11 protein-coding genes and 1 other annotated feature are annotated in these 15,339 nt (G+C 37.7%); all 11 genes read left to right on the top strand.

Annotation, left to right across the window (positions count from 1 at the left end):
- The first annotated feature begins 1 nt into the window (after nt 1).
- Nucleotides 2-2,908, top strand: a complete 2,907-nt coding sequence (locus ACQKII_RS06270; protein ID WP_427457350.1) for a vWA domain-containing protein — start codon at nt 2-4, stop codon at nt 2,906-2,908.
- A 198-nt stretch (nt 2,909-3,106) separates the two neighbouring features.
- Nucleotides 3,107-4,471 carry a glutamyl-tRNA reductase gene (gene hemA / locus ACQKII_RS06265; RefSeq protein WP_427457348.1) on the top strand — a complete coding sequence of 455 codons (1,365 nt, stop codon included), beginning with the start codon at nt 3,107-3,109 and terminating at the stop codon, nt 4,469-4,471.
- Nucleotides 4,472-4,712: 241 nt separating this feature from the next.
- Nucleotides 4,713-5,540 carry a cytochrome C assembly family protein gene (locus ACQKII_RS06260; RefSeq protein ID WP_427457346.1) on the top strand — a complete coding sequence of 276 codons (828 nt, stop codon included), beginning with the start codon at nt 4,713-4,715 and terminating at the stop codon, nt 5,538-5,540.
- An 18-nt stretch (nt 5,541-5,558) separates the two neighbouring features.
- Nucleotides 5,559-6,491, top strand: a complete 933-nt coding sequence (hemC, locus tag ACQKII_RS06255) for a hydroxymethylbilane synthase (protein ID WP_427457344.1) — start codon at nt 5,559-5,561, stop codon at nt 6,489-6,491.
- Nucleotides 6,481-7,242: a uroporphyrinogen-III synthase gene (locus tag ACQKII_RS06250; RefSeq protein WP_427457342.1), complete on the top strand. Its 762-nt coding sequence runs from the start codon at nt 6,481-6,483 to the stop codon at nt 7,240-7,242. The genes hemC and ACQKII_RS06250 overlap by 11 nt, the downstream gene beginning before the upstream one ends.
- Nucleotides 7,239-8,219, top strand: a complete 981-nt coding sequence (hemB, locus tag ACQKII_RS06245; protein ID WP_427457340.1) for a porphobilinogen synthase — start codon at nt 7,239-7,241, stop codon at nt 8,217-8,219. Before ACQKII_RS06250 ends, hemB begins: the two co-directional genes overlap by 4 nt.
- Nucleotides 8,220-9,512, top strand: a complete 1,293-nt coding sequence (hemL, locus tag ACQKII_RS06240) for a glutamate-1-semialdehyde 2,1-aminomutase (protein ID WP_427457339.1) — start codon at nt 8,220-8,222, stop codon at nt 9,510-9,512.
- 123 nt (nt 9,513-9,635) lie between these two features.
- Nucleotides 9,636-10,082, top strand: a complete 447-nt coding sequence (locus ACQKII_RS06235; protein ID WP_427457337.1) for a CoxG family protein — start codon at nt 9,636-9,638, stop codon at nt 10,080-10,082.
- A gap of 454 nt (nt 10,083-10,536) precedes the next feature.
- The gene (locus ACQKII_RS06230; RefSeq protein WP_427457335.1) at nt 10,537-11,142 is read left to right on the top strand and encodes a valyl-tRNA synthetase; all 606 of its coding nucleotides are present in this window, start codon (nt 10,537-10,539) and stop codon (nt 11,140-11,142) included.
- A gap of 275 nt (nt 11,143-11,417) precedes the next feature.
- Nucleotides 11,418-11,740: a binding site (T-box leader), on the top strand.
- A 189-nt stretch (nt 11,741-11,929) separates the two neighbouring features.
- Nucleotides 11,930-14,575 (top strand): valine--tRNA ligase, encoded by a 2,646-nt coding sequence (locus ACQKII_RS06225; protein WP_427457333.1) that lies wholly within the window; start codon nt 11,930-11,932, stop codon nt 14,573-14,575.
- A gap of 303 nt (nt 14,576-14,878) precedes the next feature.
- On the top strand, nt 14,879-15,280 hold the full coding sequence (locus ACQKII_RS06220; protein ID WP_427457331.1) for a hypothetical protein: 402 nt from the start codon (nt 14,879-14,881) through the stop codon (nt 15,278-15,280).
- Nucleotides 15,281-15,339: the final 59 nt, after the last annotated feature.

Below are 15,339 nucleotides of genomic sequence, written 5' to 3'. Positions count from 1 at the left end.
AATGACATATGCTAAAAAAGCATTGCTATTACTTGCTTGTTTCGTACTCGTCTTTATGACAGTGACGCCAGCAACCCAAGCTGCTACAACGATTCAGGATGTTCCGACGAATAATAGTAAATATAAAGCAATTTCTTGGGCTGTCGATAATGATTTACTATCATTGAATGCAGCAAATAACTTCTTACCAAACGAACAGATAGCAGAACGAGATCTTGTAACAATGTTTGCAAAGCTAGATAAAAACTATGCATTAACCTATAACGAAAGTGTAGCTTATAATTTTTATAGTGAGTTTTATTTACCGCTTGACGGTACTTATGCAGCAACGAGTCGTTCAAAAACGATTACGCGCGGGCAATTTGCTCGTATATATGCAGCATTTAAAGGTTTTGATTTAGACGAGCCTCAAGCAGTACAATATTTATATACAAATGATATTTCCACAGGTAGCACGGGTAAAAAAACATTGGCTGATTTTAATCCATCTACGAAGCTTACACGGGGTGATGTAGCTGAATTTTTATATCGTAGTGTACAGAGTGGTTCATTTGCAGTACAAGGGTTAAAGCGTACAGCAACCGGCCGTGATAATGATAAAATAACTTTACCAGCAGGCTTTATGGGTTCAAATAGTTCAGAATTTGAAGAACCAAAGGATAATAACAATGATTTTACAGGCCCTGAATATGTCAATAATGCATTACAAAGTATTGATGTGGAGAATCCTGATTTAATTGCCAATGATCAAGATACAACACTCATTACTGTATCTTTAAAGGCTTGTAATGGGGATCCAATTGCGGATGATAAATCCTTTACATTCCGAGTAACTTCATCTTATGGTGCGAAAATTGTTGACACTGCCGGTGAAGCGGTTCGTAATGTACAATCGGATGGTTCTACAGTATCAGCGATAGTTGTAGCTCCTAAACTAACAAAATCTGTACGTGACACAATTTCTTTTGAACTGATTAACAATACTGACCCAAGCATGAAATGTCTTGTTGGAGAAAAACTAAATGCACAAGTTCGTTATGCACCTCAGCCAGAAATGCGCATAGATTTTGAAGTGTATGACCCAGCTAACTTAGATGATGGTGACGGCAATGTTACACCGCCGTACGTACCATACGAAAAACTACCAGAATTCTTTACAGAAAATATCGTTAACGTCCATTGGATTGACCCGGATGAAAAATTATTTAGTATTGGGCAGCAAACAAATGTGACAACTTCGTTAGGGAATGTGCAAAATATGTATTTACAATACGGAGGTAGTGATACAAAGTATCCTGCGTTAGGCTATGAAAATGCAATTTTGCAATTCGAAAACTATAATATTTCGGTTTGGCTCTTTGAAACAATCATTCAAAAAAGATTGGATAATTCTGTAAATAGTGCCAATACAATTGAAATTATGTATATGATTTCAGAAGATGGTCGTCCAATCTATCGAATTCAGGGAATTGATGATGATATAGCATCGCAAGTAGAAAACATTAATCCTGTTGGCTCTCTCATCCAACTGATGAGCTATATGCCAGAGGAAAAACAATTAACGCTCGAACACTATGATAGTGTGATGAAAATTTATGCAATTTTAACAAACTTAAGTAATTATGATCGTACAGTATTATTGAAATATCAAGGCGGTAAATTACTTGGACAAGTAGAGGCTTATAAAAAGCGCGTGGATGCATTAAAGGAAAGTGAAGAAGAAGCATCGAGACCATCTGGTAAAGACCGTTATACAAAAGTTATGGTAACACTTGTAAGTCCAGGTGGAGAAATTATTACGGACTATCAGGGAACAGTTAAAATCAAATTTGATGGTGTTGAAAAAACAGCATCCTTCATTACGAATACTTCCAATTCTATAGATAATACTGGTAGTCCAGGAACTGCTGTAGCGTATTTTGACTCGATTATTTATGGGAAATCTAAAATAGAAGCAACGCTAGTCAATAAAGTAGACCCACGTTATGAAACAATTTTAAAGAACATAACAAATAAGACGATTACAAAAGAAATCTTTACAAATCCTTACTTTAGTAAAAATGCATGTTCATTAGCAACAGAAGTTGCCTATGTAGTCGATTACTCATCTTCCATGAAACGGTTAGATAAAACAAATTATCGTGGTAAGAAAACAATTGAATTGATCGATCAAATTAAGGCGAAAAATAATATCGTAATTGAAACAAATACGAGTGCGAATGTTTTAGGAGAAGGTACTATCGAAAATGTCTTAAAGAAAGACCTTTATCGCACTTCGAATGATAAAGGGGCAACGGATATTTTTGCTGGCATTGAGATAGCCCTTTCAAAATTCTCGAACGATACAAAAACTGCTAAATCTATTGTTGTTGTTTCAGACGGTAAAACAAGTAAAGCGAAAATGACCAAAGTACTGAATGATGCGAAAAAGAAAGGCGTTAAAATTTATACAGTTAGTATGGGCAAGAAAAATCAAATCAATGAGGCAATACTAACTCAATTAGCGTCAGAAACAGGTGGTGCATATTATCATGCAATTGATAATCTACAATTGCATCAAGTATATCAAAAGCTAATTGATGCAATTTTATGTAAAACAGCACCGTCAAGTTGTATTAATCCTGAAGATTTATTTGAAGAATCAACGGTATCCTTACGGAAAGGCTATATTACGATGAATGCCAGAATAGATAGCAATTGTCCTAGTGTAGCAAGTGTTAGTGTGCGTTACTCTTCTATTAGTGGAGATGTTAAATTTGAGCTGACGAAGCGTAGCGATAGTGTTTATATGTTGACAAAGACCGTTCAGACTATGCAGGACTTCAAAGTAAATGGCGAGATTGAGTTTTTAGCGTATGATAACGGAGGTAATTTACTAGCTGTGAAAACAGTTGCAATTACCAATTAAGAGATAAACTGCTCCGAGATTTACGGGGCAGTTTTTTAATTTGAAACAACACGTATATTTTGTTACACTTAGTTTATAATAATTCTAATATAGAAAGTTGAATTATAGTCTTCATGACATGTTCACAAATTTTAGATGAACTCTTGTCGAACTGTGCTATAATGAAATTTGTGAATTAGAACGTGTGAGGTGTTATTCATGCATACAATCGTAGTAGGCCTGAATTATAAATCAGCGCCAGTTGAGATTCGTGAGAAGTTATCATTCATAGAGAGTGAACTACCACAAGCAATGGAAGCGCTACAAAAACAAAAAAGTATATTAGAAAACGTTATTGTTTCAACATGTAACCGTACAGAAATTTATGCAGTGGTGGATCAATTGCATACAGGGCGTCATTTTGTGAAACAATTTTTAGCTAATTGGTTTGATTTGCCTGTGGAGACATTTTCTTCTTATTTAACAATTCGTGAAGAAGATGAGGCATTAGAACATTTATTTAAAGTGACAGCTGGAATTGATTCAATGGTTCTTGGTGAAACGCAAATTTTAGGACAAGTGAAGAAAAGCTTCTTGAATGGACAAGAGATTGGGACGACAGGTACGGTTTACAATCAGTTATTTAAACAAGCGGTCACATTTGCGAAGCGTGCACATAATGAAACAGCTATTGGTGAAAATGCGGTATCAGTTTCTTATGCAGCAGTAGAATTAGCAAAGAAGATTTTTGGATCTTTACAGCGCAAGCATGTGGCAATTTTAGGCGCAGGTAAAATGGGTGAACTTGCTATTGAGAACTTATACGGTAGTGGCGTAGGGAAAGTGACAGTGATTAACCGTACGTTTGAAAAAGCAGAAATTTTAGCTGCAAAATTCCATGGTAAAGCAAAATCAATGAAGGAATTACAGTGTTCATTATTGGAGGCAGACATTTTAATAACGTCTACAGGCGCAACAGATTTCGTCATTGACTATGAATTAATGCAATTTGTTGAACGTTTACGTAAAGGAAAACCATTATTTATGGTAGACATTGCGGTCCCTCGCGATATTGATCCACGTGTTGGTGATTTACCGAACGTTTTCTTATATGATATAGATGATTTACAAGGCATTGTAGAGGCAAATCTAGCAGAGCGTGAGCGTGCAGCGGCTGAAATTACGCAAATGATTGATAAAGAAGTTGTGCTTTTCAAAGATTGGTTTGCAACGCTTGGTGTTGTGCCGGTCATCTCTGCATTACGAAAAAAAGCGAGTCATATTCAGGAAGAAACAATGAGCAGTATTGAAAATAAAATGCCGGATTTAACGGATCGTGAACGGAAAATTTTAAGTAAGCATACAAAATCCATTATTAATCAATTGTTAAAAGAGCCTATTTTACAAGCTAAAGAAATGGCAAATTCGCCAAAAGCGAATGAACAATTACGTTTATTCCAACAAATTTTTGGTATTGAGGATGCTGTGGAAGCAGAAGTTGAAGCAATGAGTAAGCAAGAAATCGAGCGTAAAGAACGATTACAGCAAACACAAACTTCTGCTGAGACAAAATTCTCTTTCTAATATGTTCAGTAACATAACAACCTGAGTATCGAAAGTAAAGCGGTAGCAACAAATCTTTTTCCGTGCTGAAAGCGTCAGCGGCAGGTACAAACGGGCGCGAAAGCGCCTTTTCTAATTGCAATAATATGAGGCGTTTTCGTATCTGTATGGTAAACTAAGGATACGAAAACGTCTTTGTTTTCTAGGCTGAAGTACTATTGAAGTCACTTTAGCACTTTTCGATATAAAGAAGGGATGTCTATTGGTTGATTTGACAATGACCAGGCTCTACGAAGTGATGATCGTCTTGTATGCAATCAGTCTTGTATTTTACTTTACTGATTACTTTTATAAACAAGTACGAGCAAGGCGGATTGCTTTTTGGCTAGTTTCATTTGTATGGGTAATTCAAAGTGCCATAATTTTATTAACTTTTGTGGAAACGAAGCGTTTTCCAATATTATCCTTGTATGAGGGGATTCTTTTCTACTCATGGCTATTAGTGACGCTGTCGATTATTCTTCATTGTATAGCAAGGGTCGATTTACCGGTATTTATCATTAATATACTAGGATTTGTGTTCGCTAGTATTTTTACATTTATGCCGAAACGACCGACTGGAGCAGTTGGCGAAACATTAATTTCAGAAATGCTCTTTATTCATATTTCCTTTGCGATTTTATCGTACGCAGCGTTTACGCTGACATTTGTTTTTGCGATATTGTATTTAGTTTTATATCGTTTACTTAAACAAAAAAAGTGGTCATATTTATGGACGCGTTTACCATCATTACAACAAACAAGCAATTGGATGAATATTTCATTTTTTGTTGGCATTCCAATGTTATTTATAAGTTTAATATTAGGGTTTGAATGGGCACTACTAACGCTAGAAAGTTTATCTATATTTGATGCGAAGATAATTGGGTCTTTTATCATATTAGTTTTGTATTGCTGTATTTTATATGTGAATCGTAAAGGTAAACTGACAGGGACTAATTATGCATGGGTGCATGTTTACGCGTATTTATTAGTTGTCGTCAATTTCTTTTTAGGAAGTAGTTTATCGCGATTCCATTTATGGTATTAGAAGAAAGGTTGGAGACTGGTGAGAAAAATTATTGTAGGTTCTAGGAGAAGTAAGCTGGCATTAACACAAACAAATTGGTTCATTAATGAGCTTAAGGCAGCAGGTGCGCCATTCGAATTTGAAGTGAAGGAAATTGTCACAAAAGGTGACCAAATTTTAGATGTTCAACTTTCTAAAGTTGGTGGCAAAGGGCTCTTTGTGAAAGAAATAGAACAAGCACTGTATGATAAAGAAATTGATTTTGCGGTGCATTCAATGAAGGATATGCCTGCAGTACTGCCAGAAGGATTAGTAATTGGATGTATTCCGCCACGTGAAGATGCACGAGATGCCTTTATTTCAAAAGGACATATAAAATTTTCAGATCTTCCAGCAGGGTCTGTTATTGGGACAAGTTCTCTTCGTCGTAGTGCTCAGCTCTTAACGGTACGCCCCGATATAGAAATTAAATGGATTCGTGGAAATGTAGATACACGTTTAGCGAAACTTGAAACAGAAGAATATGATGCTATCATATTAGCGGCAGCTGGGTTAAAACGCCTTGGCTGGAGCGAAGATGTTGTCACTGAATTCTTATCGATAGAAGATTGTTTACCAGCGGTAGCGCAGGGCTCTTTAGGTATTGAATGTCGCGAAGATGATGCTGAATTGTTAGCTGAACTAGCTAAATTAACAGATAATGCTACATGGCAAGAAGCACATGCAGAACGTGCCTATTTAGCGGCTATGGATGGTGGCTGTCAAGTACCTATCGCAGGGTATGCAAAATCGGATGGGGAAGAACTTACACTTACAGGTTTAGTTGCAGCGCCAGATGCTTCGGTGATTTATAAAGAAACTGTAGTAGGTTCAGAACCAGAAGTTATTGGAAAAAAACTTGCCTATATTTTAACGAAGCAAGGGGCCTTTGATTTAATTCAACGTGTGAAGGCAGAGCAAGATGCAAAATAATTTACCTTTAACAGGTAAAAAAATAATTTTGACAGGTACATCTAAAACTTCAACAATTATTGAGGATATAAAAGCTTTAGGTGGCCAAGCAGTCATTACCCCTTTGATTGAAACCTGCGAACTAATAGATAGAAATGATGATGTGCATTTAGAGTTTGCACGTCAATTTAAGTGGCTAATTTTTACGAGTCAAAATGCAGTAGATGCTTTTGCTGGTAAAATGAAACGATTTAATTTAAACGCTAGGCATTTTCAAGGGAAAATTGCATCCATCGGTACAAAAACAACTGAAGCATTAGAACAGCTAGGCTTCCATGTCAGCTTTATGCCTTCAGTGTTTAGTGCAGATGTATTTGTCAAAGAATTTCCAGGTATAGCGGGAGACAATCCAACATGTTTATTTATTCGTGGTGAAAAAGCGAAAAAGACATTAAAGGAAGGCTTACCGTTTGAACTAAAGGAATGGACGGTCTATGAAACGATTGCACGTCACGACCAAAAGCAAGTAATTATCAACTGTATTCGTTCACATGAGGATGTAACTGTGATTTTTGCAAGCCCTTCTGCCGTTGATGTTTATGCAATGGATGTAGCATCAACAATAGGCTGGGAAGCAACTCGTGTGGCGGCAATCGGTCATATTACAGAGGCAGCTATTTTAAATCATGGTGCTAGTGTGGATGTTATGCCAAGTGTGTATACTATGCAAGCAGTCATTGAGGAATTAATGAAAGTAGAGGAAAGAAAATGACACAATTACAATTTCAAAGACATCGTCGTTTGCGTTCGAGTGCAGCGATGCGATCTATGGTAAAAGAAACTTACTTACACAAAGAAGACTTAATTTATCCGATTTTCGTCATTGAGGGCGAAAATATTAAAAAAGAAGTTCATTCTATGCCGGGAGTTTTCCAATTTTCATTAGATAATCTTGGTGCTGAAATTGATGAAGTTGTGGCTTTAGGTATTCCAGCAGTTATTTTATTTGGCTTACCAGCAGAAAAAGATGCTGTCGGTACAGGTGCATTCCATGACCACGGTATTGTACAAGAAGCTACACGTCTTATTAAAACACGTCATCCAGAACTTTTAGTTATTGCAGATACATGCCTATGTGAATTTACAGATCACGGCCATTGTGGCTTAATTGAAGGCCATCAAATTTTAAATGATCCTTCACTAGACGTTTTAGCGCGCACAGCGGTATCTCAAGCTAAAGCAGGGGCAGATATTATTGCACCATCCAATATGATGGATGGATTTGTCACAGCCATTCGTGCAGGCTTAGACGAAGCAGGCTTTGAAAATGTACCGATTATGTCATATGCAGTAAAATATGCTTCAAGCTACTATGGTCCATTCCGTGATGCAGCTGACGGAGCACCACAATTTGGAGATCGTAAATCATACCAAATGGATCCATCGAACCGTATGGAAGCATTCCGCGAAGCAGAATCAGACATTGCAGAAGGTGCGGATTTCTTAATCGTTAAGCCAGCACTTAGCTATTTAGACATAATTCGAGATGTAAAAAACAACTTCCCATTACCAATTGTCGCTTATAACGTTTCAGGCGAATATGCAATGATTAAGGCAGCCGCTATAAATGGCTGGATTGAAGAAAAAAAAGTAGTGCTTGAAACATTATTAAGCATGAAACGTGCAGGTTCTGATTTAATCATTACGTATCATGCAAAAGATGTAGCACGTTGGCTGGAGGAGAAATAAATGACGCGTTCTTATGAAAAATCAAAACAAGCATATGCAGAAGCTCTAAATTTAATGCCGGGTGGCGTAAGTAGCCCAGTACGAGCGTTTAAATCAGTAAATATGGACCCAATTTTCATGGAATCTGGTCACGGTGCGATTATTAAAGATATTGATGGCAATGAATACATTGACTATGTATTATCGTGGGGGCCGCTAATTCTAGGGCATACGCACCCGGAAGTAGTAAAAGCGATTGCTGAAACAGCAGCGAAAGGTTCTTCTTTTGGAGCGCCAAGCTATACGGAAAATAGACTAGCGAAATTAGTATTGGACCGTTTACCTGGTATGGAGATGATTCGTTTCGTATCATCAGGGACAGAGGCAACGATGTCAGCTTTACGTGTAGCACGTGGTGTTACAGGGCGTGATAAAATATTAAAATTTGAAGGTTCATATCATGGTCATGGTGACTCGTTACTTATTAAGGCTGGCTCTGGTGTGGCGACATTAGGTTTACCTGATAGTCCTGGTGTACCAGCTGACGTTGCTCGTAATACATTAACTGTGGCGTACAACGATTTAGAAGGTACGAAGCAAGTATTTGAAAAATTCGGTGCTGAACTTGCGGCAGTAATTGTTGAACCAGTAGCTGGCAATATGGGTGTCGTTCCACCACAACCAGGCTTCCTTCAAGGTTTACGTGATTTAACAAAAGAGCATGGCGCACTTCTGATTTTTGATGAGGTGATGACTGGCTTCCGTGTTGATTATGGCTGTGCACAAGGTTATTTCGAGGTAATACCCGATATAACAACGCTAGGTAAAGTTATTGGCGGTGGACTTCCTGTTGGTGCATACGCTGGTAAAAAAGAAATTATGGAGCAAGTGGCACCAGCAGGTCCTATTTACCAAGCTGGGACACTATCAGGTAATCCATTAGCGATGACGGCTGGCTATGAAACTTTATCTCGCCTTGATGCAAGCTCTTATGAGTACTTTAAAAAATTAGGAGATCTACTAGAGAACGGTTTCCGAGCTGCTGCGACTAAATATAATATTCCACATACAGTAAATCGTGCTGGTTCAATGATTGGCTTCTTCTTTACGAATGAAGAAGTAATTGACTTTGCATCAGCGAAAACGTCTGATTTACAATTATTCGCCGAATATTTCCGATTAATGGCCGAGGAAGGTATTTTCTTACCACCTTCGCAATTTGAAGGCTTATTTATCTCTACGGCACATACAGAGGCGCATATCGCGAAAACCGTTGATGCCTTCCATAAAGTCTTTGCGCAACTAGCAAAATAATATATACTGAGAGCCATCCATTGGGTGGCTTTTTTTTGTCAAAATTATAACTTTCAGCATAGCCAAATCGTGGGCAAAATCATTTATAATAAAGCTATTCAGAAAAGAAAGTAGTGGTTTTATATGGCAACAGGCACACATACAGTAGAAGTACCCGTAGAGATTGAAAATGTATGGGATTTCGTTAGCAATATGGAGAAATGGGCAAAACTTGTCCCAGGTTATAGTGCACATACGATGATAGATGATAAGAATTCCACATGGACATTTAAAGGGAATGTAGGTGTACTGAAAAAAACAGTAGAAGTAGAGATTACTATTTTAGAGTGGACAGCACCTTCGAAAGTAACGTTTGAGTTAAAAGGTTTATCTGATAATTTCTCAGGAAATGGCTATTTCCTTGCAGAAAGCATTGACGCAGAAAATACAAAAATGACAGGCTTCTTAGAAGTAACAGCAGGCGGATTAGCAGGACCTGTGTTAAACCCAATTTTTAAACCGATTGTACCGAAAGCAACTCGAATGTTAACGGATCGAGTGGCAAATAAAATAAAAATGGTAAACGTATAAAGAAAAACGTTAATCGATGGGGATTTTCGACGCCGGGGACATGCTAATGTTTCAATGTAACAGGCGTCGAAATCTATTTCTACCTTTATCTCAGGTTAGGAGTCATCGTAACATTTAATGCGAACAAAGTAAAAAAAGAGGCTGTTCTAAAAGTGAAAATAGTATGCTAGGGGTACTTCCTAGTATGCTGTTTTTTATATTAAGGTAAAATTACGTAGACTGCTACTGCCACTAATGCCTTGAAGTGGCAAATGTAGCGGATTATTACTAAGTAGAAAGATATTATGGTTGAATGATTTTTTAGACGCCTCTTTTATTTATGCTATAGAAATAGCAATATTTGCAGAAAAAGTATCGTGAAACAACAACATCTAGTTTGTTATAAAGCATACAACCTTCTCGAAAGTCATATGATGCAAAGGGAGGGATTATTATCGAACAGAAAACTTGGAATATGCGTGAGACATTTTGTTTTCCAGGGTATGGTTGCCCTACAGAAATAGCAGCTGTACAGATTAAGCCACAGTGGCAAGCCATGCAGCTAGATGATTCAGTACGTTTAGTCGGTATTTATCATATTACTTCACATGTTCGCTTTGATTTTCAAGACTTGCAAAATTTTAAGGATGTTGAAGATTTAGTTAAAATTGATGCACTTGATATTCAAGGAGATACAGGGTATTTTGAGTATGCTGTACCTTTACATGTTGATTTACCGAAAGATGCTGCTATTGAAGATTTGATGGTAAAAGATGTTCGGCCGACACTTGCAAATCAAATGTGTCAGTTGGAATGGACAGTTACAAGTATTTTTAGTGAATCAGAGCCAGTAGTAGAAAAAGCTTTAGTATTAGAAGAACAGGTTGCTCCTGTAGAAGTTGCTGTTCATGTAAAGAAACCCGCACCTGTTGAGCAAAAAATAGTGCTAAGGGAATCCTCTAGTCATACGGCTGTGCGCGAGTCCAGCTCCTGGGATGAAGTACCGACAATGATTTGGGATTTAACGGAAAATTATACACCGTTAAAAGTACGTGCTTCAAATGACATCATTCAAAAGTAAATAGCAAAGAAGAAGCAGTAGTAATAAGAAGATCAAATCGCCAGAAGTTGGTACGATGATGATCCGCACAAACTGAAATGCACAAATCGGTATAATAATCGTTCTGCAGTAGAAACGAATTTGTCGTAGCCAAGGTGGTAAAAACCAGGGATTGTATTTACGTCGTCGCATATGAATATTCACTTCCTTTTCTATTTACTTTAAACAGACTCGCTAAAATAACTAAATCACTTGAAAAAGTGCACGATTTTGCGTTACAATGTGGAAAGTTGAATATAGATGCTATGACAGGGAAGAGTAAATTATTCGCACATATTTAGAGAGGGAACGGTAGCTGAAAAGTTTCTATTTGTGCATAATTGAACGTAGCCTTCGAGCAGCTTTAGTGAACTAATAGTAGTTAAAGCCGGTTAAACACCGTTATCGAATTGAGAGCCAGTAGAAGTAAGCATAAGCAAATCAAGTATAAATCGTTATTTTCTGGTGACTAAGGCTAGCAAAAAGCGCTGTCACAAAAAATGAGGTTGTACGTGAGCACTTGACTTAGCCCTGCTGGAATTAAAGGTGGTACCGCGAACTAAACTCCTTCGTCCTTTTGTAGACGCTAGGAGTTTTTTTATTGTCCAAAAATCTTGTTTCAACAATTTCTTTGGCAATAAAGTCTCTGGTAGTTATCGCAGATTTTCAAAGGAGTTATTGTGTAAACACAATGGAAAATCTGGACAGAAAATTCGTTTTAGACCAGTCGATTTATATCAAAAATTATTAGTCAACAGGAGGAGTCAAGATGACAGAAAACATTTCAATGCCGACGAAATACGATCCACAGTCTATTGAAGCAGGTCGCTATGAGTGGTGGTTACAAGGTAAATTTTTCGAAGCACAACCTGAAAGCGGTAAAGAGCCGTATTCAATCGTTATTCCGCCACCAAACGTAACAGGGAAATTGCACCTTGGTCATGCATGGGATACAGCTTTACAAGATATTTTAACGCGTATGAAGCGTATGCAAGGTTATGATGCACTTTGGTTGCCAGGTATGGACCATGCAGGTATTGCAACACAAGCAAAGGTAGAGGCCAAACTGCGGGAAGACGATATTACACGTTATGATTTAGGACGTGAAAAATTCCTCGAAAAAACATGGGAATGGAAAGAAGAATATGCAGGGCATATCCGCCAACAATGGGCGAAGCTTGGCCTTGCATTAGACTATTCTCGTGAACGTTTCACACTCGACGAAGGTCTATCAGATGCTGTTAAAACTGTATTTGTTCAATTATATGAAAAAGGGTTAATTTATCGTGGCGAACGTATTATTAACTGGGACCCTGCTGCGAAAACAGCGTTATCAGATATTGAAGTTATCTACCAAGATGTTCAAGGTGCATTCTACCACATGAAGTATCCATTAGCAGATGGTTCAGGTTATGTGGAGGTAGCGACAACACGCCCAGAAACAATGTTAGGTGACTCAGGAGTTGCGGTTCATCCGAAAGATGAGCGTTACCAACATTTAATTGGGAAAACAGTGATTCTACCTATCGTTGGCCGTGAAATTCCAATCGTAGCAGATGACTACGTTGATATGGAATTTGGTACAGGTGTAGTAAAAATGACACCAGCCCATGATCCTAACGACTTTGAGGTTGGTAATCGTCATAACCTAGAACGTATTCTTGTGATGAACGAAGATGGGACAATGAACGAGCTTGCTGGCAAATATAACGGAATGGATCGTTTTGAATGCCGTAAGCAAATCGTTGCTGACTTACAAGAGGCTGGTGTGTTAATCAACATTGAAGAACACATGCATTCAGTAGGTCACTCTGAACGTTCTGGCGCAGTTGTAGAGCCGTATCTGTCAGCACAATGGTTCGTTAAAATGCAACCACTTGCTGATGCGTCATTAGCGCTTCAACAAGACGAAGAAGGCAAAGTAGATTTCGTTCCATCCCGTTTTGAAAACACATATTCTCGTTGGATGGAAAATATCCGTGACTGGTGTATCTCTCGCCAATTATGGTGGGGGCACCAAATTCCAGCTTGGTATCACAATGAAACAGGTGAAATTTATGTGGGTAAAGAAGCACCTACAGATGCAGAAAATTGGACGCAAGATGAAGATGTGTTAGACACATGGTTCTCATCTGCACTATGGCCATTTTCTACAATGGGTTGGCCGGACGAGGCGAATGAAGAGTATCAGCGCTATTACCCAACAAGTACGCTTGTAACAGGCTACGACATTATTTTCTTCTGGGTATCTCGCATGATCTTCCAAGGTATTGAATTTACTGGTCAACGTCCATTTAAAAACGTATTAATTCATGGTTTAGTACGTGATGGAGAAGGCCATAAGATGAGTAAATCGCTTGGTAATGGTGTTGATCCAATGGACGTTATTGAAAAATACGGTGCCGATTCCTTACGCTACTTCTTAGCGACGGGTTCATCGCCAGGGCAAGATTTACGTTATACAACAGAAAAAGTGGAATCAGTTTGGAATTTTGCAAATAAAATTTGGAATGCCTCTCGTTTTGCATTAATGAATATGGACGGCATGACATATGATGAAATCGACTTAACTGGTGAAAAGTCAGTGGCCGATAAATGGATTTTAACTCGTTTAAACGAGACAATTGAACGTGTGACATCGCTAGCTGAGCGCTATGAATTCGGTGAGGTCGGCCGTGAGCTTTATAATTTCATCTGGGATGATTTCTGTTCTTGGTATATTGAAATGGCTAAATTACCAATGAATGGTGATGATGAAGCTGCGAAGAAAACTACTCGTTCTATTTTAGCGTACGTACTAGACCAAACAATGCGTCTATTACATCCATTTATGCCATTTATCACTGAAGAAATCTGGCAGCACTTACCACACGAAGGTGAATCTATTACAGTGGCTGCGTGGCCAACTGTACGTACGGATCTTCATTTTGCGGACGAAGCGGACAATATGAAGCTCCTTATGGATATTATACGTTCAGTGCGTAATATACGTGCGGAAGTTAATACGCCAATGAGCAAAAAAGTACCATTATTCATTTCTGCAAAGGATGCAGCAACGGTTATTGTTCTTGAAGCAAATAAAGCATACCTCGAAAAATTCTGTAACCCTGAATCTTTAACAATCGGTGAAGGCTTAGATGCTCCTGATCAATCTATGACAGCAGTTGTGACTGGTGCAGAGCTATTCCTACCACTTGTAGGTCTCATAAACCTAGAAGAAGAAATCGCTCGTCTAGAAAAAGAATTAGAGAAATGGGCAAAAGAAGTGAAGCTTGTTACCGGTAAGCTGTCAAATGAGAAATTTGTTTCAAAAGCCCCAGAAGCTTTAGTCAATGCTGAACGAGAAAAATTAGCGGACTATGAAGATAAACATGCTGTGGTGTTAAAACGTTTAGAAGAACTTAAAAATATGTAATAGTGAAGGCAGTGGATGACGAAAAAGTCATCCGCTGTTTTTCTTTTTGTGAATCAAAAGATATGTATTGAGTTAGGTCAAAGTATATAGTATTATTTATAATAATTAGTATAATAGATAAAAGGTGCTATTCAAATTATAGGTCGCAAAGCCTGGTGTCTAAGACGAAGAGATTACCGATCTTTCATGCTAGGATCGTCGATTACCATTTGATGATATGTTTAATAAAATCTATGGCTGTTCTACTAAAAATAGAATGGGCTTTTTGTAATGTTTGGCAAATCTAAAAAATGGAGGTTCATCATGTCTGGAAATGTTGCAACAATCATTGTGAAAGTAAACAAAGCCTGTGATGGGTTGAATTTTGTGAGTGCAAGAGGATTGATAGAAACAAATCTCATTAAATTATCTGAGGCGAAATACTATCGTCAGTTGAATACGAGTGGTCGAGTACTTATCAAACATGTACTAGCGGATAGCAAAAATCAAAATGAGACAAGCTGTAAATTAACACGTGAAGATTTATTTATAATTAATAAAATTAATGAGTATTGTTCGAATTTTGATATTTCAATGTTGAAAAGAACATTAAAGAACTCATTTGAATTAATGCAAAGACCTGATGTTCAGCCATTGTTGAATAACGATGCTAGAATTATATTGGATGATATGGGTGCCCTATTAGGCGCATATCAGCTACAATAAGAAAAAGTTAAAAACTAACTAGTTAAAAACACACAAAGACTCACTTTAATAGTGATTTT

This window comes from Lysinibacillus sp. NPDC048646, assembly GCF_050272295.1.
In the GTDB taxonomy this organism is placed as follows: Bacteria; Bacillota; Bacilli; order Bacillales_A; family Planococcaceae; genus Lysinibacillus.
This window is presented reverse-complemented; position numbering and strand designations above follow the sequence as displayed.